Origin of the sequence: Pseudomonas sp. (genome assembly GCF_051660785.1) — a bacterium.
Lineage (GTDB): Bacteria > Pseudomonadota > Gammaproteobacteria > Pseudomonadales > Pseudomonadaceae > Aquipseudomonas.
The window spans coordinates 155,772-177,987 of record NZ_JBOFQE010000043.1 but is presented as its reverse complement, the minus strand read 5'-3'; the positions used below and the strand labels follow the sequence as shown (position 1 = coordinate 177,987).

Below are 22,216 nucleotides of genomic sequence, written 5' to 3'. Positions count from 1 at the left end.
CCTGCTGGCGATGGCGTAATAAGCGGCGACGCAGAATTTAGATCCAGACAAAAAACGCCAGCAACCCACCAAAAATCGCCCACTTCTCAAGGTAATAAAGTTTGCGATTACGCTTCTTCAGCGCCTTGCCCCGCAGGCGAATCGTGTAGATTTTGGCAAACAGGCGGTTGATGCCGCCGGTCTTGTCCCCCGCATCGTTCGGAGCGCCCGCCGCCGACATCACGTTACGGCTGAACCAGCCGTTGAACGCCGCCGCCCAGCGATACTTCATCGGCCGCTCGACGTCGCAGAACAGAATGATGCGGTTCTGCTGAGTGGTGTTTTCGGCGTAGTGAATGAACGTCTCGTCGAACATCACCGCTTCACCGTCGCGCCAGTGGTAGTTCTCGCCATCGACGTTGATGTAGCAACCGGCATCGTTCGGCGTCTCCAGGCCCAGGTGATAACGGTAAGAGCCGGCGTAGGGATCGCGGTGGCGCACCAGCTTGGAACCCGGCGGCAACTCGGCGAACATCGCCGCCTTGATCGAGCCGATGCTTTGCACCAGTTCAGTGGTGCGCGGGCAGAGTTTCGTCGCCGAAGGATGGCTGTCGCCGTACCACTTCAGGTAGAAGCGCTTCCAGCCCGTCTTGAAGAACGAGTTAAACCCAACGTCATCGTACTGGTTCGAACGCTTGATCTCCCCGGCCCTGAGCAAGTTCTGCCCTTCGGCGCGAATTTCTTCCCAATGCTCCTGCAACGGACTCAGGTCCGGGAAATCGGCCGGATTGAGGTAAGGCTTGTTGGGGATTTTAGAGAACAGATAAAGGAAGCAATTGATCGGCGCGAGAAACGACGAGTGATCGCTCAGTTGGCGGCCCAGCTTGTGGCGCACCCGACCGCGCAGGTGGACGTAGGCAATGGATATTACATAAATAGCGGCAATGATCAGTTTCACAGAAATCGTCACACGTCAGAAGTGAACAAACTGCTTCCCCCGCCAGCTCAGCGGCCCAGGGGTCTTGTGCAGCGTCTGAATACGAAACAGCGGTCCGGGTGGCGCGTCCTTGAGCCTGCGCCGAGGTCGGCGTCTGATGAAAAGTGGCATTTTAGTCTCATTTTGTAACTAATAGTTAACCTTCAAATGTGAAAATCTGTCCGCTGGTGCCACCAAAGCGCCCGCGTGGCCTCAACGCCCTATCGTTTAAAGAGCCAGACCAGTACAATCGCCGCCAAACATTACGCGCCCCCCTTGGTTGATGACGGGAATGAACCCCGTCTCAGCGCACTTCGACTCGGGCCAAGCGCTCCACATGCTGCTGTCCACTTATTGCCAGATGGACCTTCCGCTTCTGACCGGGATGCATTTCCCGTGGTTTGAAAACCGGAAACGGGTACTGAATCGGTACTGCCGCAACCCTAGCTACTCTGAATGCTTCGCAGGAAAAACCTTTGATCTCTACAGCTAACATCACGATGCAGTTCGGCGCCAAGCCGCTATTCGAAAACGTTTCGGTCAAATTCGGCGCGGGCAACCGCTACGGTCTGATCGGCGCCAACGGCTGCGGCAAGTCGACCTTCATGAAAATCCTCGGCGGCGACCTCGAGCCGTCCGGCGGCCAGGTCATGCTCGAGCCGAACGTACGTCTGGGTAAATTGCGCCAGGACCAGTTCGCCTACGAAGAATTCACTGTCATCGACACCGTGATCATGGGTCACGAAGAGCTGTGGAAGGTCAAAGCCGAGCGCGACCGCATCTACTCGCTGCCGGAAATGACCGAAGAAGACGGCATGGCTGTGGCCGAGCTGGAAACCGAATTCGCCGAAATGGACGGCTATACCGCCGAATCCCGTGCTGGCGAACTGTTGCTGGGCCTGGGTATCGGCATAGAGCAGCACTTCGGCCCGATGAGCGAAGTGTCCCCAGGCTGGAAACTGCGCGTATTGCTGGCCCAGGCGCTGTTCTCCGATCCTGAAGTGCTGTTGCTCGACGAACCGACCAACCACCTGGACATCAACACCATCCGCTGGCTGGAAAACATCCTGACCCAGCGCTCCAGCCTGATGATCATCATCTCTCACGACCGTCACTTCCTGAACAGCGTGTGCACCCACATGGCTGACCTGGACTACGGCGAGCTGCGCCTGTTCCCGGGCAACTACGACGAGTACATGACCGTGGCGACCCAGTCCCGCGAGCAACTGCTGTCGGACAACGCCAAGAAGAAAGCACAGATTTCCGAGCTGCAATCGTTCGTCAGCCGCTTCTCGGCCAACGCCTCGAAAGCCAAGCAGGCCACTTCCCGCGCCAAGGCGATCGATAAGATCCAACTGGCCGAAGTCAAGCCTTCGAGCCGTGTGAGCCCGTTCATCCGTTTCGAACAAACCAAGAAGCTGCACCGTCAGGCGGTCATCGTCGAGCGCATGGCCAAAGGCTTCGACGGCAAGCCACTGTTCAAGGACTTCAGCTTTGTCGTTGAAGCTGGCGAGCGCGTCGCGATCATCGGCCCGAACGGTATCGGTAAAACCACCTTGCTGCGTACCCTGGTCAACGAACTGACCCCGGATGCCGGCACCGTGAAGTGGACCGACGCCGCGGAACTGGGCTACTACGCCCAGGACCACGCGCACGACTTCGAAGACGACTGCAACCTGTTCGACTGGATGGGCCAGTGGACCCAGGGCGGCGAGCAAATCGTTCGCGGCACCCTCGGCCGGATGCTGTTCTCCAACGACGAGATCCTCAAGTCGGTCAAGGTCATCTCCGGTGGTGAGCAAGGTCGCATGCTGTTCGGCAAGCTGATCCTGCAAAAGCCGAACGTGCTGATCATGGACGAACCGACCAACCACTTGGACATGGAATCCATCGAGGCGCTGAACCTGGCGCTGGAAAACTACCCGGGCACGCTGATCTTCGTCAGCCACGACCGTGAGTTCGTATCGTCGTTGGCCACCCGCATTATCGAACTCAGCCCAAGTGGTGTGATCGACTTCAGCGGTACTTATGATGACTACCTGCGTAGCCAGGGCGTTGTGTTCTAAGTAGGCCTGCTTCAATAGAAAGCCCTGTCCTTGTGATGGGGCTTTTTGCATTTCAGGGCCGAGGGATGTTTTGGTGCTGAAAAACCAATCGCGAGCAGGCTCGCTCCCACATTGGATCGCGGTCCCCTGTAGGAGCGAGCCTGCTCGCGATGAAGCCCTTGAGTGCAACGAATATAGTTAGCCTGCTTTCTTTTATTTCACGCCCAAGCCATGATGCAGCTCTCCCACCGCCGCCCGCGAACGAGCCCTCATGTCTGCGCAGCAACTGCCACCGCAAAGCTCCACGGCGATCACCCTGCAGATCGTCTCCATCGTTTTCTATACCTTTATTGCGTTCCTCTGCATCGGCCTGCCGATTGCGGTGTTGCCGGGCTATGTCCATGAGCAGCTGGGTTTCAGCGCGATCATCGCCGGGTTGACCATCGGCTCCCAATACTTGGCTACCCTGCTCAGCCGCCCCATGGCCGGGCGTATGTCGGACACCATTGGTACCAAACGGGCGATTGTTTACGGCTTGTCGGGGATCGTGCTCAGTGGCGTGCTGACGTTGATTTCAACCTTGCTGCAGAGCTTTCCATTGCTGAGCCTGATGATCCTGATTGCCGGCCGTTTGTTGCTCGGCATCGCTCAAGGCTTGATTGGCGTGGGCACGATCAGTTGGTGCATGGGCCAGGTCGGTGCGGAGCACACCGCGCGTTCGATTTCGTGGAACGGCATTGCCTCTTACGGCGCCATTGCGATTGGTGCACCGCTGGGCGTGGTGATGGTCGCCGAATACGGCTTTGCCAGCCTGGGGATCGCGCTGTCGCTGTTGGCGCTGGCTGCGCTGGTGCTGATCCGCAACAAGCCCTCGGTGCCGGTGATTCGCGGCGAACGCCTGCCGTTCTGGGCAGTATTCGGGCGCATTGCGCCGTTTGGCGCGAGCCTGAGCCTGGCCTCCATCGGCTACGGCACCCTGACAACCTTTATCACCTTGTATTACGTCAACCGTGGCTGGACCGGCGCCGCCTGGTGCCTGACGGTCTTCGGCATCTGCTTCATTTTGTCGCGATTGCTGTTTATCTCTGCGATCAGCCGCTTCGGCGGTTTCACCTCGGCGATTGCCTGCATGAGCATTGAAACCGTGGGCCTGGTGCTGCTGTGGCTCGCGCCCTCGACCGCTTATGCGCTGATCGGCGCCGGGCTGGCCGGGTTTGGCCTGTCGCTGGTGTACCCGGCACTGGGTGTGGAAGCGATCAAGCAAGTGCCCAACTCCAGTCGTGGCGCAGGCTTGAGTGCTTATGCGGTGTTTTTCGATCTGGCACTGGCGATTGCCGGGCCATTGATGGGCGCGGTGGCGTTGAATCTGGGGTATTCGTGGATTTTCTTCAGTGCGGCGATGTTGTCGGTGACCGGACTCGGTTTGACCCTTTTGCTGAAACGCCGCGCAACAACCTGACACCACAATCCACTGTGGGAGCGAGCTTGCTCGCGATAGCGGTCTGTCAGGCGACTGATGTATCGAATATCCTGCCGCAATCGCGAGCAAGCTCGCTCCCCCAGGGGAATGTGCATTTTGAGTGGGGACGTGGTTGCCCCCACTCGCCACACTTCCGTTAATTGACCGCTGGAAAATCAATATCCGTGTCATTGATGCGATTGAACGTATTGGTAAAAATCGTCATGGCGATAGCCAGCGAAATTTCAACCAACTGCGCGTCGGTGTAGCCAGCCGCCCGAATCGTTGTGTATTCATCCTCGCCGATCGTGCCACTGGTCTTTTGCAAGTTCAGTACAAAGTGCACCAGTGCGTCGCGCTTGGCATCTCCTGTACGTTGGCCACCCCGAATGCTTTTGGTTGCTTCAGCGGTCAAACCCACCATCTTGCCCAGCATCACGTGGGCGGCTACGCAGTAGTCACAACCGGTCTGCTCGCTGATCAATAACTTGATGGTTTCCAGATCCTGTTTGCTGAGGCTGCCGGCTGCCAGTGTGCCTTCGGCGTCCAGAACGGCGGTAAGGGTTGCCGGGGAAAGATGGCCGACAGCAGCGAACAGATTAGGAACGCTGCCCCCCGCGATTTTTTTGACTTCGGCATAGACGGTTGCCGTTGCGCCGGTGGCATTGGCGATCGCTGGAATGGTGATACGGCTCATGGCTTGAATCCTTTGACAATGGTTGGGAGTCACCACTCTAGGCCAGGACAATGAGCTTGTTCAGGTCGATAAATCTCAATACAGTGCTCAAAAGTATCAACAGAGAGCATCCATGCCGCCTCCATTAGATTGGCTCAGTCGCCTGCTGAGCATCATTACGGTCCAGGGTCAGCTGGAGATCCGATGCGCTTATGGCGCCCCCTGGCAAGTAGTCTATGAGGACTCCCGTCCCGGCGAGATGCCCTATCACGTCGTGCTTCGCGGAACGGCTGTGCTGGAGACACCTGGTAAAGGGATATCGCACCACCTGCGCGCGGGCGACATCGTTATGGTTGCGAACGGCTCCGGGCATGTGCTTCATGACGGTAGTGGTGTAACGCCGATGCCAGCCCACGTTCGTGACGGGCTCAACCTGACGTTCAGCGAGAACACCGGGACTGGCGAGCGTCTGGAAATGCTCTGTGGGCGCTTTGTCCTCGCGCCACCTCATGACCGGTTTATCCGCGACTACTTGCCTGCACACCTGATTGTCCAGACATCGACCCGTGACGATTCGACTCTTACAGAAACGTCAGCTCAGTTGAACGGTTTACTCGCGTTGATGCGCACGGAATCCAATGCAAACAGCTTGGGCGGCAATGCCATGCTCAATGCGCTCTCGGCGGCGCTCTTCACGCTGACGTTGCGCATGGCGAGCGAATCCGCCGAAGCGCCTGTTGGGTTGCTGGCGCTGGCGGGGCATCCGCGTCTGGCGCCTGCGCTGATGGCCATGTTCAATGAACCCGCGCGCCCCTGGACACTGCCTGAGTTGGCCACACTCTGTAACATGTCCCGCGCGACGCTGGTTCGCCACTTTCAGGAAAAGGTCGGACGCTCGGCCAATGACTTTTTAACCAGCGTCCGTATGGCACTGGCCGCCAATGAACTGAAAAAACCGAACCTCTCAACCGAAGTTGTGGCAGAAACAGTGGGCTATCAATCGGTCGCGGCGTTCCGGCGAGCCTTCTCCCAGCACATGGGCATGACTCCGGGAGATTGGCGCCGGTTAACACTTCAAAAATAAAAGTTAACCACCGGCACATGCCCTTCCAATGCTCATTTGAGACGAATGAGCATCAGTTTGAGCTGGAACGATCCTTATCAACTCAATGTTTCGGCATAAAGTAGCGCCGCCATTCCATGGCAACGCTCATCAAAAATATCCAGACATTTGAAGTAAACCAAGGAAGTGCACGCAATGAATTCGCTTTTTAAACAGCTCGCCGGTTCCAGCTTACTTAACAAAGACACTGACTATCATCTCGTCCGCACCTCCATGGTCATCATGTTCTTGTTCTTTGGTTATCAAAAGTGGTTCCAATACGAGGCTGACATACTGATTCCCTACATCAGCAACGGTCCATTGATTTCGTGGATGTACCCGGTCTTCGGAGTCCGCGGTGCAAGCTGGTTCCTGGGCGTGGCAGAGTGGTCATTCGGTCTATTGCTGTTTGCAGGCTTCTGGAACAAAAAACTCGGGGCACTCGGCGCGTTGGGCTCGGTCGCCACGTTCCTGGGCACAGTCACGATCATCCCGTTCATGCCCAATGGCTGGGCCGAATCCGCGGGCGGTTTTCCAGCCATGGTGGGTAACGTTCCGTTCCTCATGAAGGATGTCGTTCTGCTCGCTGTTTCTTTCTATTTATTGAAGGAAGACGTACAGCGAGTCGCCTGAACCGCGAGCAATGGTCGCTTCCAAAAGGGCCATCATTGATCCGCGGTTTGCATCCCGGCCCGGGTCGGCTTGCCCAGCGCACGGGAGAAAAACCGTCCGGCCTCGGAGACCATGTTGCGATGGATGTCCTCGCGGTCGACGCCGTCGGCATCGGTGCACAGCGCCGGCATGGCGGCGATCTGCTCTTCATTGCACGGCGCCATGAAGACGAAGTGCCCTGCCCCGGCCAGCAATTTGAAGTCTGGGGCAATCGGCAGTTTTCGCGCCAAGGCAGCCGCGTTTTTGTCGAATGCCACCAGTTTGTCGCCATCGCCGCTGTAGAGCAGCACCGGCACGTGCACGTCAGCCAGTGTGTGGCGACCGAACTTCAGGCTCAGCGGCGCCATCAGCAGCAACGCGTGCACGCGCGGGTCGGCCACGGGTTGCAAGTCATCACGGTCGACGATCAACTCGCCTTGGGTGTTGCAGGCATCACGGTCATCCGGACGTTCCTGGCAGTAGCGGCGCAGACGATCCAGGTCAGGCGTCGCGCCGGACAGGATCAGCGCCGTCTCGCCACCCGCCGAATAGCCGATCACGCCCACCTGATCGGCGTTGACAAAAGGCGCGAGCATCCGATCGCCCAGGGTCGCGGTGATGGCTTCGGAAATCTGGATGGGCCGGCCATAAAGGTTACTCAACGTACCGAGGCGGCTGTGGTCTTTGGAGTTGTCACCCGGATGAATCACCGCCACCACCACAAACCCTTTGCGCGCCAGCGAGGTGGCAAGATCGTGCAGCGCCAGCGGGGTTCCGGTGTTGCCGTGGGACAGCATCAGCATCGGGAAACGCCCCATCGCTACACGGGTGTCCTCGCCTGCTTCGACGTTGTAACCCTCGATTTTGCTGGTGTGTTCCCGGTCGCTGGAGGGATAGAACGCGATGGCGCGCATCGGCTGCAAATCCAGCGGGTCGAGAAAACTCATCTCGTGGAAGCCGACGCTCCAGTGAGGATGCGGCGCAGGCGCGGCGTGCACTGAATTCAGGCTGCTGAGCAGGCAAATCAGAAACGTTGCACAAAGACGCACCATGGGATGCCCCACCTTGTTACTGGACCGGAGTCGGTAACCCTCGACTGCATAACCCGGGCCACAATCTGTAATGACCAGAAACAAAAAACTCCGCATCTGGCACTTGCGTGATCAGAATACAGAGTTTTTTAGGTGGTGCCTGAGCTGTTTGAGCTCTTTACGCAAGTCTTACGCAGCGGCGAACAACTGCTCACTGATTTGCGTGTGAGCGTCGCTCATGGCTTTGGTGCGCACTTCGTCACCGTAGGCCAGGCCATGGGCGCGAACAAACTCAATGTCGGTAATGCCAATGAAGCCGAACAGCACCTTCAAATACTCTTCGTGGGCAACACCCGTGGCCTGACCGGCATGCAGACCGCCGGAAGTCGAGACGATCACCACTTTCTTGCCACCGCACAGGCCTTCTGGACCGGCTTCGGTGTAGCGGAAGGTCTGGCCGGCAACGGCAATGCGGTCGATCCAGGCCTTGAGTTGAGTCGGGATGGTGAAGTTGTACATCGGCGCTGCGATCACAACAGCATCGGCAGCGAGGAATTCGGCCAGGGTGGTGGCGCTCAGCTCGGCTTCGTGCTGCTGTGCGGCGTTGCGCAATTCAGCAGTGGTGCCGGCGGCAACCAGTGTGGTGGCGGAGAAATGGCTGATGGCATCGGCGGCCAGGTCGCGGTATGTCACGACGGCGGTTGGCTCGGCGGCTTGCCAGGCTGTGACGACTTCGCTGCTCAGCAGACGGGAAGCCGAGTTGTCACCAAGAATGCTCGAATCGATATGCAACAGTTTCATAAGGGATCTCCAGGTGAGGATCGCCACCGGGCGATCTGATGGGGAGGATCCTACAGATGAAACCAATAGCTGATTAGCCCGCAACAATGCGATAGTTCGTCCCACTGATAGAACAATCGGATCCCCCCCTCATGCAAGACCTCAACGACCTCTATTATTTCGCCAAGGTGGTCGAAGCCGGCGGCTTCGCAGCGGCCGGGCGTTTGCTGGGGATTCCCAAGTCCCGGCTGTCGCGACGCATTGCCGAGCTGGAAGAACGCCTCGGCGCACGCCTGCTGCAACGCACCACCCGCCAGCTCAAGTTGACAGCGGTGGGCGAACGCTACCTGCGGCACTGCCAGGCAATGCTGCTGGAAGCCGAGATGGCCGATGAAGCCGTGGCCAGCATGTCCAGCGAACCCCGGGGGCGCTTGCGGGTGTCCTGCCCCGTGGGCCTGGCCCACGAAATGCTGCCAACGGTGATCAGCAAATTCCTGGAAAAATACCCTCAGGTTCAACTGGAAGTCATGCTGCTCAATCGCCGGGTCGATCTGGTCACTGAAGGTGTCGATGTCGCGCTGCGGGTCCGTGATTTGGGCGATGAGGATCCGCTGCTGGTGACCCGCCGCTTGCGCCAGGCACAGATGGCGATGGTCGCCAGTCCGGCGTTCCTGCACGAACGTGAGATCAACCACCCCGAAGACCTTAAAGCCTTGCCGGTGCTCGGCGCGCTGGAAGCCGACCGCATGGTGCACATTCGTATGCTCGATCAGCAGGGTAAAAGCTATGACTTGAGCCTGGAGGCACGACTGGGCATCGATGATTTCATCGTACGCAAGGCCTGCACCCTCGCCGGCCAAGGCTTTACGATGCTGCCGATGATGTATTGCGAACAGGAACTGGAAAATGGCTCGCTGGTGCAGTTGCTGCCCGACTGGTCATTGCCTGGCGGCTGGCTGCAAGCGGTCTACCCTCATCGGCGCGGGGTGATGCCGGCCGTGCGGGCCTGGATCGACCATCTGATCGAATCATTCAATGCCTGCGGGGACCGATTGATATGAAGGCTGGACGCATGAGCGAAGAGGACGTCGCGCAATTCTGCCTCGCCCTGCCGGGCGCGCGGGAAGACTATAAATGGGGAGGCGTTCGGGTGTTTTCGATCGCCGGGAACAAGATGTTCGCCTTGCAGAACCTGCGCGGCGACTCCCTGGCGTTCAAGGTCGACAAGGACCTGTTCCTCGGGCATTGCGACCGCCCGGGCATCCACCCGGCGCCGTATCTGGCGCGGGCCCAGTGGATCATCATGCAGACGCCCTACCCGCTGGGATCCGAAGAGCTGCAGCAATTGTTGAAGCGTTCCCACCAACTGGTGGTGAGCAAGCTGCCCAAGCGTACCCAGGTCAGCCTGCTGCTTTAAAACAGCGCAAACAGATGGGCGCCGAGGAACAACTGGTCGATCCAGAACACCTGGTGCATCAGCACGATGATCCAGAACACCAGCTGGAACGAAACCTTGCGGGTCTTGTGCCGAAACACTTGTTGGGCCAGCAAGGCCCCCGGCCAGCCACCCGCCAACTCGACGGCGTGCAAGATGTTCTCCGGAGTGCGCCAGCTGTCGGCGCGAGCCTTGCGCTTGTCGCTCCAGTACAGAAAGAACGCCAGCAGGCTGACGACGCCATAAGCCGCCAGCGGAATCAGCGAAACCCCGCGCAACCACAGCGACACCGAGCCAATCAGCGGCAGCGCGCACAGGATCGCCAATACCAGAAGCTTCAACCGTGGATGCTGGACCCGCTCTCCCCCGGACCGGCGTCCGGGGTTATTGCGCGCGCTGGCGTCACTCATGGCTGGACTGCGGTCCAGTCAACCCAGCCAAACTGCCAGGTAGCCAGGATCACCAGGCCGAATGCGATGCGATACCACGCGAATGCCGCGTAGCTGTGACTGCCGATGAACACCAGCAAGGCTCTGACGGCAATCATCGCGAAGATGAAGGCCGTGACGAAGCCGATCGCAAACACCGGAAAGTCAGACGGCACGAACAGATCGCGGTACTTGTAACCTGAGTACACCGCTGCCGCGACCATGGTCGGCATCGCCAGGAAGAACGAGAATTCCGTGGCCGTCTTGCGCGACAACCCGAACAGCAAGCCGCCAATGATGGTCGAGCCGGAACGCGAAGTCCCGGGAATCATGGCCAGGCATTGGGCAAAGCCGACTTTCAGGGCGTCTTTCCAGGTGATTTCATCGACGGTGTGGGCGTGCACTTCGTGCTGGCGCCGTTCAGCCCAGAGCATGATGATGCCGCCCACAACCAATGCCGTGGCCACGGTGATCGGGTTGAACAGGTAGTGGTGAATCAAATCGGAAAAAATCACCCCCAGCACCACGGCGGGCATGAAGGCAATCAGCAGGTTCGCGGTAAAGCGTCGAGCGCTCGGCTGTGACCGCAGGCCGGTGACCACATCGAATATCTTGCGGCGAAACTCCCACACCACGGCCAGGATCGCCCCCAGCTGGATAATGATGTTGAAAGCGATGGCCCGCTCGCCACCGAAGTTGAGCAAGTCCGCCACAATGATTTGGTGCCCGGTACTGGAAATGGGCAAAAACTCCGTCAGCCCTTCCACAACTCCTAGAATCAGCGCCTGAAAGGCGGTCCAAAGATCCATCAATCCCCCAAAGGCGATGCGCCAAGGCATGCCCCGTCAGTTTTTTTAAGTTTCACCGCGCCAAGCGTAGCTGAAGTCCCGCGCGCACAGGATCCAGACGAAACCGTAAAAATTCCGTGAAAAATCGACTTGGATTCAGGTTTTTCCGCGCGGGGCCGAAATCCTATCAGACAAGCCCCGATAACGCTGCCGCGGAATAGGACTTGGGTCGCATAGGCCCCGACCGGCAAAGCGTGGTTGGATGCTGGCAATCGTTTATTACAAGAAAAAGAAAATCGGAGTGACAGCGTTATGAACAGCTTGCGCAGTGTGTCGATCAGCCGACGCTTGTGGCTCATCTTGATCGTGTCGGTGGTGATGTTATTGACGTTGGGCGTGTTGATGCTCAAACAGATCCATGAAGACCTTTACCAGGCGAAGGCCCAAAAAACCCAGCACGTGGTGCAGACCGCCAGCGGCATTCTGACTTACTACCATGGCCTGGAAACCGCCGGCACGCTGACCCGCGATGCTGCGCAAAAGCAGGCACTGACGGCCGTGCGCGGGCTGCGTTATGACCAGAACGACTATTTTTGGATCAACGACCTGACGCCGGTGATGGTGATGCACCCGGCCAACCCTAAACTCGATGGCCAGAACCTCTCGGCGATCCGTGACCCGGACGGTTTTGCGCTGTTCAACGAGATGGTGGCCGTCGCCAAAGCCAAGGGCGCCGGCACGGTGAATTACCGCTGGCCTAAACCGGGCGCCAGCGCTCCGGTCGAAAAAACCTCCTACGTCAAATTGTTCGAGCCTTGGGGCTGGGTGATTGGTTCGGGCGTGTACATCGATGACATGCAGGCCGAGTTCTATGGCCAGGTCTGGAAGGCTTCTTTTGTTGGTCTGGTCATTGCGATGATCATGGCGTTACTGGTGATCATGATCGCGCGCAGCATCGTGCGTCCGCTGCAGGCCACTGTGAATGCCATGGCCAATATCGCCAGCGGTGAAAGCGACCTGACTCGCAGCCTCGACACCCATGGTCAGGATGAAGTGACCCAGCTGGCCCGGCACTTCAATGCCTTCACCGCCAAACTGCGTGGGGTGATCAGCGAGCTGCAAGTGTCCGCCAGCGCCTTGGGCCAATCGTCCAGCGAACTGGGCAACGACGCGGCCCAGGCCCAGCAACGCAGCCAGCAACAGTCCCAGCAAATGGAGCTGGTGGCGACCGCGATCAACGAAGTGACTTACGGTGTGCAGGACGTGGCCAAGAATGCCGAGCATGCAGCCAGCGAGATGCGCGATGCCGAATCCCAGGCGCAACAGGGGCAGGTCAACATTGATGGCAGCTTGCAACAGATCGACAAACTGTCCGGCACCATCGATCAAGCGGTTGGAGTGATTCGTACCCTGGCAGCTGAAAGCACCCAGATTGGCAGCGTGCTGGAGGTGATCCGCTCCATCGCCGAGCAAACCAACCTGCTGGCCCTTAACGCGGCTATCGAAGCGGCCCGGGCCGGTGAACAAGGTCGGGGTTTTGCGGTGGTCGCTGATGAAGTGCGGCTATTGGCGCAGCGTACGCAGAAGTCCACGGCGGAGATCCAGTCAATGATCGAACGCCTGCAAACCCATTCCGAAGCGGCGGTCAAGGTGATCGGTGACAGCAGCCGGGCCTCGCAACTGACCATCGAACAGGCCGGTCTGGCCGGCGCCAGCCTGAATGCGATCGGCCAGGCGTTGCGCAACCTCAACGGGCTGAACGCGTCGATTGCCAGTGCGACCCTGCAGCAAGCCCATGTGGTGGAAGACATCAATCAGAACGTCACCCAGGCCGCGGGGTTGTCCCACAGCACTGCCCTGGCGGCGGAGCAATCGAGTGTGGCCAGTGTTCGGCTCAAGGACTTGAGCGAACAGTTGAACGGCCTTCTCAAACAGTTCCGCGTGTAAAAGTAAACACAGAACCTTATGGCGAGGGAGCTTGCTCCCGCTGGGCCGCGAAGCGGCCCTGAAAGCGGTACCCCGTTTTTCAGGTAAACCGCGATAGCGCCTTTTCGACTGCTTCGCAGCCGGGCGGGAGCAAGCTCCCTCGCCACAATGGTGTTTCAAATTCCAGCCTCAGGTCGCCAATGGTGTTTCAAATTCCAGCCTCAGGTCGCACCTTGCCTTCCCTCTGGGTACAATCCAGCCCCTCTCTCGTCTTCCCCAAGGAACCCCCATGTCCGGGCTTGAACTGTTTGCCGCCACCCTCGGCGTGATTGCCGTCTGGTTGACGGTCAAACAGAACCCCTGGTGCTGGCCGATTGGCCTGGTCATGGTGATGCTTTATAGCTGGATCTTTTTTGAAGTGAAGCTGTATTCGGACATGCTCCTGCAAGTGATCTACGCCGCACTGCAGCTTTACGGCTGGTGGCAATGGACCCGTGCGGGAGAAAAGAATACCGGCCGACAGGTCAGCAGGCTTGAGGGGAAATCGATAGTCGCGGGACTTGCGGCCGGCGCCATCGGCAGTCTGCTGCTGGGTGCCGCCATGGCGCACTGGACCGATGCCGCCCAGCCATGGCTCGACGCTGCACTGACCGGGTTCAGCCTGGTCGCGCAACTATGGATGGCACAAAAACGCGTGCAATGCTGGCCGCTGTGGATCGCCGTCGATGTGGTTTTTGTCGGGCTGTTCATCTACAAAGGCATGTACCTGACTGCCACCCTCTATGCCCTGTTCTTGTTGCTCGCCATACAAGGCTGGCGTGAATGGCGTGACGATCCGGCGTTGCGCGCATGAAAGTTCTGGTGCTTACAGGCCCGGAATCCAGCGGCAAAAGCTGGCTTTCGAATGAGATTCACGCCAACTTTGGCGGCATATTGGTCAATGAGTACGTTCGGCACTTTATCGACAGCGAAGCTCGAGAAACCCGCTACGATGACATCACATCCATAGCGAATGGCCAGCTGACTTGGGAGGATGAAGCACGCGCCAGACAACCGTCACTGTTGATTCTCGATACGCACCTTTTAAGCAATATCCTTTGGAGTCGCTATTTGTTCGGCGCTTGCCCGATGTGGATCGAGCAAGCATTGCTGGCACGGCACTACGACCTGCATTTGCTGCTGAGCCCGGAGACCGTGGCCTGGCATGACGACGGGCAGCGTTGCCAACCGCAACTGGTAGAACGCCAGGCGTTTTTCCAGGCCAGTCGCCAATGGCTTGACCTGCACCACCAGCCTTATCAGGTGCTGCAAGGTGACTGGATACATCGCAAGGACGCAGCCTTCGAGGCAGTGACTCGCTTGCTCACCGCCTGACAGGGGTATTGCGCTCCTGTCACAACTGTCCATTCCTGAAACACCCGACTTTGCGCAAAGCCGCGAGCTAAAGCGGCGCGAGCACGCCAGCAAGAAAATGTTAAGCCACTGATACAACCTGCCTTAAGCGCCCATAACGAGCACTGCTGCCCGCATGGACGGCGCTTTTGCGTGGCTCTGTCTCGGCGGTGTTACACAATTTTTTTGACTACCCCGACAAATAAAGCCAACCCACTGGTTTCAAAAGAAAAACAAATTCCGGCACACCTTCTGCTCTCTACCTCGCAACGCTGATAAGGGCCAGCGTTCCAACTACAGAAGGAATTGCCGCCGTGGGGAAATTTGATCGAAGTATTTATAGCCTCCTGCTGATCGGATGCGCACTGGCCTCAAGTGTTTGCCTGCCCGTACAGGCTGACAACGGCATCATTACTATCAAACGTGACGTCCAGACGCGCAACGCAACGATTGCGCCGCTAGCCCCCGACCCGAACCCCACCACCGTCAGTGCCAACCCGTCCCGACAAATCCTCCAGCAAACGAACGAGTTGAGCGATGGCGACTTTGCCAATGTCGCCAGTGGTGCAGGCATCAACCGCCTGGTCACTCAAAACACCAACAACCTGGGCGGCAATATCAGCAACCAGACCCAACTGTCCAACCTCCCCGCCGGACGCTCGGGAAACTCGGGCAACGGTATTGCCAACATGGTCAATTCAAACATCCAGCAAGGCCTGGGTGCTCTGAAAATCATAACGGGAGACCGTTAAGATGAATCGTACGCTGCTGATGATCGCCATGTTTTGCAGTGCATCGACCTTTGCCCAATCTCCCGTCATCAATAACGCCGACATCGACGGTTCGGGCTCGCAATACCAAGGCAACCTCGCGGTCAACCAGGCGGCCGGCGACCTGCAGCAACAGGCTAACGCCCGGGCTTTCGCCAATGGCCATGGCGCCAGCGCGACCACCGAGATTCGCCAACGGTTGCGTACCATTGTCGACCCCAGGATGGATGCCCGCTCCAGCATTCAAGGCGACTCCTTCAGCCATGGCAATGGTGTGCTGGGCGTCAACCAGAGCGCGGGCGCCAGCACCCAGCAGGCCAATGCGCTGCGAATCAGCACCAGTACACAGCCGCAAAGTATCGACGACAGCGTCCTCAGGCAACAGAACGTGACGCTGCTCAACAACTCCGATCCGACTGACTCTGCACCAGGCTATCGCCAGGTTACTACCAGTGACCAGGCATTCACCGGTAGCCGTGGGGTGATCCAGTTGAATCAGAGCGCCGGGGTGGGAAACCGCATGGCCAACACCCTCAGCGTACGGGTCGTGGATTGACCCAAAAAGGTAGGAAACAACACTTAACCTAAAATAAGTACGGAGAATCACCATGAAACCTTCGATGGCACTAAAGCCTCTGGTTTTCGCAATTGCTGCGGTCATGGCTGTTGCTGTACAAGCTGGGCAAAACGATCGGCGTGGCAACCATCACAACGGTGGTAACAACACCCCTCCTCCAAAAATGGTCCCTATCAGTGCGACTGCCAATGCTAACGACAGACAGAGCAGCACTAACAACCGCATCTGGAATGAAGGGGTAGAAAACTCGGCCGAGATGAGCAGTTCGGCCGCAGGCGCAAGCGGCAACGTCGGCGTCAACGTGGCGGCAGGTAACGGCAACCAGCAAGATAACGCCGCCGCCATCGCCAACGCAGCCTCCGACAACGCCGCGATCGATAACAGCTTCGTGTTCGGCACTGCCACTGCCACCGCCGACGTGAGGCAAACCAGCAACCGAAACGTCGTCAATAACTTCGGCGTAACCAACTCTGCCGTGATGAGTGGATCCGCCGACGGCAGCAGCGGTAATGTGGGTGTCAACATTGCTGGCGGCGATCTGAACCAGCAGAAAAACACCATGGCAATTGCCAACACCAATGCTCCGCTGGGTAGCGCAAGAGCCACCGCCTCCGCCAATCAAGACGGTCCTGGCCTGATTGTGAACAACACCGCCGACCGGACCTATCGCGTCGATACCATTACGGTTACCAAAACCGCTAGCGGTAGTGCCTCTCGCGAGAAGTCCTTCGAGGCCAGCGGCAGTCAAAGCGCTTCTTCGAGCTGGGCTAAAGCCGGTTCCAGAAGCTCTGATGCCAGCGGTTCTTTGAGCATTGATGTAAGCGGCTCCAACAGCAGCAGTGCAAGCGGTTCCAACAGCAGCAGTGCTAGCGGTTCCAACAGCGTTGCTGCAAGCGGTTCCAACAGCAGCAGTGCAAGCGGTTCCAATAGCAGCAGTGCAAGCGGTTCATCGAGTGCTTCTTTGGATGCTTCCTTGGGCGCTACCCTGGACGCTACGGCGGCGTCTTCCAGCTCCACTACCGTCAACAACGGTTTTGGCGATCGCACCCGCAGCAGAGAGTCCGACGCATCGCTTAACGCTTCGCTTGACGCAACGCTGAACGTGTCGGTAGACAAATCGTTCGACAAATCGCGCGAATCCTCGTTCGACAGAACTCGCGATTCCTCGTTCGACAAGTCTTACGACTCCTCGTACGAAAAATCCCGTGAATCCGCGTACGACAAATCGCGCGAATCGGAGTTCGCGAAAGCGTTCGATGCTTCGTTCGAAAAATCGTCCTCGTCCTCGTACGATAAATCGGGCAGCAAGTCGTCCGAATCTGAGTACGCAAAAGCGAAAAGCTGGAGTGAAAGCAGCTCGTATGATTTGAGTAACACCTACTCTTATCAAGTGCTGACTCCAACTGGCTGGGCCAACCCTGTGACCAACACTGCAACCCTGAGCGGTTCGGTGAATGGCGGCAGTGGCAACCTGGGCGTCAACGTGGCGGCTGGTGTAGGCAACCAACAAAGCAACTCGTTGGCCATCTCCAACCAATCGTTCTAAATGCTGTCTCTGGAGGCCCCCTCACGGGGGCCTTTTTCAACACCACCAGAGGGCGTCCCACCATGCGCATCATCGTCCTGGTAATTTTGCTTTGCGTGGCCAGTGTGATCGAGGCTGCACAAATGCCGCTGTCCATCCTGCCGGGCGGTGCCGTGGTGTATAAGCCGATCCAGAGCGTGCGCGAGCGTAAATTTGCCGACCTGGTGCAACAAAAAACCGACTTCAGTTGCGGCGCAGCTGCGCTGGCGACCATCTTGCGCCAAGCCTATTGGCTGGACGTGAATGAAGAACAGATCATCGAAGGCATGCTGGCTCACTCCGATCAAGACCTTGTCCGCGTCCAGGGCTTCTCCATGCTCGACATGAAGCGTTACGTGGAAAGTATCGGCATGCGGGCCCGTGGCTATCGGGTAGCGCCGGAAACGTTGAGCGAGATCAGAATTCCGGTCGTGGTACTGATGGATATCCGCGGCTACAAACATTTTGTGGTCATGCAAAGAGTCCATCAAGGCTGGGTCTATATCGGCGATCCGGTACTCGGACATAAACGTTACAAAGTCGACGACTTCATTAAAGGCTGGAACGGCATCATCTTTGCCGTCATCGGCCAGGGCTACGACAAAAACAACGTACTGCTCGAGCCGCCCATGCCCCTGACCGCCAGGAACCGCATCAACGCCTTCAGCCCGGTACAAGACGCAGAGTTGATGGATTTCGGATTCATCCAAAGCGACTTCTTCTAATAACAAAAGGAGCACGACGCTCCGGGAGCATCCCATGAAGACTCCAATCTGGCTGGCCATGCTTTGCCTGGCCGCCAGCCTGCCGACCGAGGCACAGACGTTCAAACCCATCGAACTGAAAGAACAGGAATTGGCGACCCTGCGAGGCCGGTATGTCATGCCCGGACGGATCATCAGTTTCGGCATTGCCATGACCAGCACCTGGCAAAATGCCAACGGTGAAGTGATCGGCGCAACCTCTACGATGCAAATTCAACAATCGACCATCAAGCCACAGTTCTATGTGTCGATGATCGACGAAAAAGGTAACGGTTCGACGCGCGCGCAAGGCACGGGCTCGGGCACCGTCACTGGCGGCAGCGGCCTCAACACCACCGAAGGTGTCACTCAGGTCGTGCGGGCTGCCGGCGACAATAATGCGGCCTACAACAACGTCGATATCAACGTCACAAAAGCCGACCAGGCACCAGTCACCCAGCAGCAGGGCCAGGCACTGGCCGCCGGCACGACATTGGTCGGCAACAATGGCGCGGGCTCAATGAGCGTTTCCTCGACCGGTACGGGTGTGCAATTCAACATCGTGGCCAACAACAACCAGGGCAATACCATGCAACGCCTGGCCCAGGGTGGACTGATGCAGAACACGACTTTGCTCGGCAGTAGCAACCAGGTCCGCAACCTCACGACCTTCAATGTCGTGCTGCGTGACAACGTGCCGTCAGCTGGATCGGTGAGCGGCAATCTGGACCAGCTCAAAGGTCTTCGCACTCTCGGTTTCTGATCTACGCTCAGTCTCATCAGATGTAGTCAGAAGGGACGGCTAACCCATGCAACGATCTTTAACGTTCAGAGCTTTGGTATGTTTGAGTAGCCTGGCCCCGGCCTCAATGCTATACGCAGCACCGGACCCCCAGGTCGAAATCCTAAAACAAGAACTCATGGAGCTGAAACAGCGTTACGAAGCACAACAGAACGCGTTGATGGTACTCGAACAACGCGTTCGCCAGGTCGAAGAAGCACCGGCAACACCAGCTCCCAAACGCCTTACTAAATCCCCGGCCGAAACGACCAGGAACGGCCAGGCAGTGGCCGCCGGGGCACCGGGAACCACGGGCAGTTCCTATGGCCAATCGCTCAAGGACGATTCGGAACCTGCGCAAAGCGTGTCCAACCTGTATGACGAAGCCAGCGGCTTCTTCGGTGGCGGCAAGTTCAGCGTCGAAACCGGCCTGACCTACACGCACTACGATACCCGGGCGCTAACGCTCAACGGCTTCCTGGCACTGGACGCGATTTTTCTCGGCAACATCAACCTCGACCGCATCAAGGCCGACAACTGGACCCTGGACCTGACCGCCCGCTACAACGTGGCACAACGTTGGCAGTTCGACATTAACGTCCCCGTGGTCTACCGCGAATCCACGTATTCCTCCGGTGGCGCTGGTGGCGCAGGCCCGGTAACGTCGGACGCAACTGTGACCCGCGACCCGACCATCGGCGATGTAAACGTCGGTATTGCTTACAAGTTTCTGGATGAGTCGGCCAACCTGCCCGACGCGGTCGCTACACTGCGCGTCAAGGCCCCGACCGGCAAGGACCCTTACGGCATCAAACTGGTCAGTGACCCGAACAACGATAACCTCTCCGTCCCCGAGGACTTGCCGACCGGCAACGGTGTCTGGGCGATCACTCCGGGCATTTCGCTGGTCAAGACCTTCGACCCTGCCGTGCTGTTCGGCAGCCTGTCTTACACCTACAACGTGCAGGACTCTTTCAGCGACATCAGCCCTCAGGTCGACTCGAAGGTGAAAGGGGACGTGAAGCTGGGCGATTCCTGGCAGATCGGTGCCGGCATTGCATTCGCCTTGAACGAGAAGATGAGTATGTCGTTCTCGTTCACCGATCAGTTCGCTCGCAAGAGCAAGATCAGGCCGGACGGTGGTGATTGGCAGTCGATTTCCAACAGCGACTACAACTCGGCCAACTTCAACATCGGCATGACCCTGGCCGCCAGCGACAACCTGACGATCGTTCCCAACCTGGCCATCGGCCTGACCGACGACTCGCCAGACTTTTCCTTCAGCCTGAAATTCCCTTACTACTTCTGATACACAACAACAAAGCCCCGCCGGGACTTCAATCCCGGCGGGGCTTTGTGTGTGTGTGTGTAGAAGATAAAGAGCTCGCAGCCTCGTTTAACTCGACAGCTGCTACATTGGAATGCATTCATCCTGTAGCAGCTGTCGAGTGAAACGAGGCTGCGAGCTTCTGATCTTGCGTCTAACGGATCTGATGCTTGTGCAACAAACGGTAGAAGGTAGGCCTGGAGATCCCCAACACCTTGGCGGCGATACTCAAATTGTCGCTGTGGCGGTTAAGCACATCGCACAGTGCCTGGCGTTCAGCGCGGGTCTTGTAGTCTTCCAGGGTGCCCATCGGCGCGGCAATGGTCTGTTGGCTCATCAGCCCCAGGTCTCGCGCTTCGATCTGACGGCCCTCGGCCAGTACCAATCCGCGACGTACCCGGTTGGCCAGCTCGCGAACATTGCCCGGCCAGTCATGCTTGCCCATGGCAATCAAGGCATCTTCGCTGAAGCTGCGGGGGCGGCGGCCGGTTTCATGGCTGTAGAAGTGAGAAAAGTGATTCGCCAGCATCGATAAGTCGCCATGGCGCTCGCGCAGTGGCGCGGTGACGACTTGCAGTACGTTGAGGCGGTAGTACAAATCCTCACGAAAGCGTTTCTTCTCGATCGCCGCCTCAAGGTCAACGTGAGTCGCCGCCAATACCCGCACATCCACCGGAATCTGCTGGCTGCCGCCGACATGCTCGATGTGTTTTTCCTGCAGGAAGCGCAGCAGATTGGCTTGCAACTCCAGTGGCAGGTCACCGATCTCATCAAGAAACAGTGTCCCGCCATTCGCCGCTTCAATACGACCGACCTTGCGTTGGTGCGCACCGGTGAAGGCGCCTTTCTCGTGGCCAAACAGCTCGGACTGGATCAGGTGTTCGGGAATGGCCCCGCAATTGATTGCCACGAAAGGCTTGCTGTGACGCTGGGATTGTCGATGAAGCGTGCGGGCGACCAGTTCTTTACCGGTACCGCTTTCGCCACGAATCAATACCGGAGACTCGGTGGGCGCCAGCTTGCTGAGTAATTTACGCAGTTCGCGAATCGGTTTGCTGTCGCCCAGCAGTTCGTGCTCAGGCTGATCGATATGAACCGTGCCCTGCCCCCGCAGGCGTGCCATGCCGAACGCCCGGCCCAGCGTGACTTGCACCCGGGAGACGTCAAACGGCAAGGTATGAAAGTCAAAAAACCATTCACAAACAAAGTCGCCGACATTTTGCAGGCGCAGGACTTCCTGGTTGAGCACGGCAATCCACTCAGTGCCGCTGCGGCTGATCAGTTCTTTGACGGCATCCGGGCGTTCCAGATGAAAGGGTTGTAATCGCAGCAGGCCTACGTCGCACGTTCGGTCGGCGGCGTTCTCCAGGGAACAGCTGTCAACATCCCAACCCACAGAGCGTAGACCCGGCAATAGACGATGGCAGTCGTCACAGGGGTCAACCACCAACAGACGTCGTAACGCAGGCGTTTCGATCATGACTGTTCCTTGACGCCAAACTTTAGGAAATATTATTAAAAAACAGTCGTTTGGCGGATCTGGCTGTAACATTAGCAAGAATTTGACGCGGCCTTGTACCGTTTGACTATAGGGACCGCGTTTTATTAGTTATAAGAACGACTTTGTTAGTTACCTAACGAGTTCAACCTTTCATTAAGCTTTCAAACACTGCCCCTTCATTGAGTATATGAAAGAAAGTTGAAAATTCTTTTGATTGTGTGTGACCTGACCCCCGGTTGCGGGCATCAGTACAAGTAACCAGCCGAACGGTAAGCCCAACCGACG

General features: G+C 57.9%; 22 protein-coding genes and 1 pseudogene. 16 read left to right on the top strand and 7 right to left on the bottom strand.

Annotated elements, in window-relative coordinates:
• Positions 1–37: 37 nt before the first annotated feature.
• Positions 38–937: a lipid A hydroxylase LpxO gene (gene lpxO / locus ACRC4F_RS10570; protein WP_438659261.1), complete on the bottom strand. Its 900-nt coding sequence runs from the start codon at positions 935–937 to the stop codon at positions 38–40.
• 494 nt (positions 938–1,431) lie between these two features.
• On the opposite strand from lpxO, the gene ACRC4F_RS10565 reads away from it, so the two are divergent.
• Together ACRC4F_RS10565 and ACRC4F_RS10560 are read left to right on the top strand one after the other, a co-directional pair.
• Positions 1,432–3,021, top strand: a complete 1,590-nt coding sequence (locus ACRC4F_RS10565; protein ID WP_109630940.1) for an ABC-F family ATPase — start codon at positions 1,432–1,434, stop codon at positions 3,019–3,021.
• A 250-nt stretch (positions 3,022–3,271) separates the two neighbouring features.
• Positions 3,272–4,459 carry an MFS transporter gene (locus ACRC4F_RS10560; protein ID WP_438659260.1) on the top strand — a complete coding sequence of 396 codons (1,188 nt, stop codon included), beginning with the start codon at positions 3,272–3,274 and terminating at the stop codon, positions 4,457–4,459.
• A 157-nt stretch (positions 4,460–4,616) separates the two neighbouring features.
• Here the strand turns inward: ACRC4F_RS10560 and ACRC4F_RS10555 are convergent, their stop codons facing one another.
• Positions 4,617–5,156, bottom strand: coding sequence for a carboxymuconolactone decarboxylase family protein (locus tag ACRC4F_RS10555; RefSeq protein WP_438659259.1), 540 nt, complete (start codon positions 5,154–5,156; stop codon positions 4,617–4,619).
• A 112-nt stretch (positions 5,157–5,268) separates the two neighbouring features.
• On the opposite strand from ACRC4F_RS10555, the gene ACRC4F_RS10550 reads away from it, so the two are divergent.
• The gene (locus ACRC4F_RS10550; protein WP_438659258.1) at positions 5,269–6,219 is read left to right on the top strand and encodes a cupin domain-containing protein; all 951 of its coding nucleotides are present in this window, start codon (positions 5,269–5,271) and stop codon (positions 6,217–6,219) included.
• A gap of 174 nt (positions 6,220–6,393) precedes the next feature.
• A complete protein-coding gene (locus ACRC4F_RS10545) occupies positions 6,394–6,870 on the top strand; it encodes a YkgB family protein (RefSeq protein ID WP_438659257.1) in 477 nt (158 codons plus the stop codon).
• Positions 6,871–6,902: 32 nt separating this feature from the next.
• Here ACRC4F_RS10545 and ACRC4F_RS10540 read toward each other — a convergent pair whose 3' ends face one another.
• Both ACRC4F_RS10540 and ACRC4F_RS10535 read right to left on the bottom strand, forming a co-directional pair.
• A complete protein-coding gene (locus ACRC4F_RS10540) occupies positions 6,903–7,940 on the bottom strand; it encodes an alpha/beta hydrolase family protein (RefSeq protein WP_438659256.1) in 1,038 nt (345 codons plus the stop codon).
• A gap of 168 nt (positions 7,941–8,108) precedes the next feature.
• A complete protein-coding gene (locus ACRC4F_RS10535; RefSeq protein WP_438659255.1) occupies positions 8,109–8,720 on the bottom strand; it encodes an FMN-dependent NADH-azoreductase in 612 nt (203 codons plus the stop codon).
• Between the two features lie 131 nt (positions 8,721–8,851).
• Between ACRC4F_RS10535 and ACRC4F_RS10530 the strand changes: the two genes are divergently transcribed.
• Both ACRC4F_RS10530 and ACRC4F_RS10525 read left to right on the top strand, forming a co-directional pair.
• Positions 8,852–9,760: a LysR substrate-binding domain-containing protein gene (locus tag ACRC4F_RS10530; RefSeq protein ID WP_438659254.1), complete on the top strand. Its 909-nt coding sequence runs from the start codon at positions 8,852–8,854 to the stop codon at positions 9,758–9,760.
• Entirely contained in the window at positions 9,757–10,116 is a 360-nt protein-coding gene (locus ACRC4F_RS10525) for an MmcQ/YjbR family DNA-binding protein (protein WP_438659253.1), read from the top strand. Before ACRC4F_RS10530 ends, ACRC4F_RS10525 begins: the two co-directional genes overlap by 4 nt.
• On the opposite strand, the gene ACRC4F_RS10520 is transcribed toward ACRC4F_RS10525, so the two are convergent.
• A complete protein-coding gene (locus tag ACRC4F_RS10520; protein WP_438659252.1) occupies positions 10,113–10,544 on the bottom strand; it encodes a DUF1294 domain-containing protein in 432 nt (143 codons plus the stop codon). The genes ACRC4F_RS10525 and ACRC4F_RS10520 overlap by 4 nt on opposite strands.
• A complete protein-coding gene (locus ACRC4F_RS10515; protein WP_438659251.1) occupies positions 10,541–11,371 on the bottom strand; it encodes an undecaprenyl-diphosphate phosphatase in 831 nt (276 codons plus the stop codon). The genes ACRC4F_RS10520 and ACRC4F_RS10515 overlap by 4 nt, the downstream gene beginning before the upstream one ends.
• Positions 11,372–11,662: 291 nt before the next feature.
• On the opposite strand from ACRC4F_RS10515, the pseudogene ACRC4F_RS10510 reads away from it, so the two are divergent.
• The 10 genes and pseudogenes from ACRC4F_RS10510 to ACRC4F_RS10465 all read left to right on the top strand — a co-directional run.
• A pseudogene (locus ACRC4F_RS10510) lies at positions 11,663–12,391 on the top strand (cache domain-containing protein); the annotation flags it as partial.
• Between the two features lie 171 nt (positions 12,392–12,562).
• Complete coding sequence (locus ACRC4F_RS10505; RefSeq protein WP_438659285.1) at positions 12,563–13,297, top strand: methyl-accepting chemotaxis protein; 735 nt, start codon at positions 12,563–12,565, stop codon at positions 13,295–13,297.
• A 268-nt stretch (positions 13,298–13,565) separates the two neighbouring features.
• Positions 13,566–14,129 carry a nicotinamide riboside transporter PnuC gene (gene pnuC, locus ACRC4F_RS10500; protein ID WP_438659250.1) on the top strand — a complete coding sequence of 188 codons (564 nt, stop codon included), beginning with the start codon at positions 13,566–13,568 and terminating at the stop codon, positions 14,127–14,129.
• Entirely contained in the window at positions 14,126–14,650 is a 525-nt protein-coding gene (locus ACRC4F_RS10495; protein WP_438659249.1) for an AAA family ATPase, read from the top strand. The genes pnuC and ACRC4F_RS10495 overlap by 4 nt, the downstream gene beginning before the upstream one ends.
• A 332-nt stretch (positions 14,651–14,982) precedes the next feature.
• On the top strand, positions 14,983–15,420 hold the full coding sequence (locus tag ACRC4F_RS10490; protein ID WP_438659248.1) for a hypothetical protein: 438 nt from the start codon (positions 14,983–14,985) through the stop codon (positions 15,418–15,420).
• Between the two features lies 1 nt (position 15,421).
• Complete coding sequence (locus ACRC4F_RS10485) at positions 15,422–15,994, top strand: adhesin (RefSeq protein WP_438659247.1); 573 nt, start codon at positions 15,422–15,424, stop codon at positions 15,992–15,994.
• Between the two features lie 52 nt (positions 15,995–16,046).
• Positions 16,047–17,561: a heme utilization protein gene (locus tag ACRC4F_RS10480; RefSeq protein WP_438659246.1), complete on the top strand. Its 1,515-nt coding sequence runs from the start codon at positions 16,047–16,049 to the stop codon at positions 17,559–17,561.
• Positions 17,562–17,623: 62 nt separating this feature from the next.
• Positions 17,624–18,304, top strand: a complete 681-nt coding sequence (locus ACRC4F_RS10475) for a C39 family peptidase (RefSeq protein WP_438659245.1) — start codon at positions 17,624–17,626, stop codon at positions 18,302–18,304.
• 34 nt (positions 18,305–18,338) lie between these two features.
• Complete coding sequence (locus ACRC4F_RS10470) at positions 18,339–19,085, top strand: hypothetical protein (protein ID WP_438659244.1); 747 nt, start codon at positions 18,339–18,341, stop codon at positions 19,083–19,085.
• Positions 19,086–19,131: 46 nt separating this feature from the next.
• Complete coding sequence (locus tag ACRC4F_RS10465) at positions 19,132–20,412, top strand: hypothetical protein (protein WP_438659243.1); 1,281 nt, start codon at positions 19,132–19,134, stop codon at positions 20,410–20,412.
• 172 nt (positions 20,413–20,584) lie between these two features.
• Here ACRC4F_RS10465 and ACRC4F_RS10460 read toward each other — a convergent pair whose 3' ends face one another.
• Positions 20,585–21,910, bottom strand: a complete 1,326-nt coding sequence (locus ACRC4F_RS10460; protein WP_438659242.1) for a sigma 54-interacting transcriptional regulator — start codon at positions 21,908–21,910, stop codon at positions 20,585–20,587.
• Positions 21,911–22,216 lie beyond the last annotated feature (306 nt).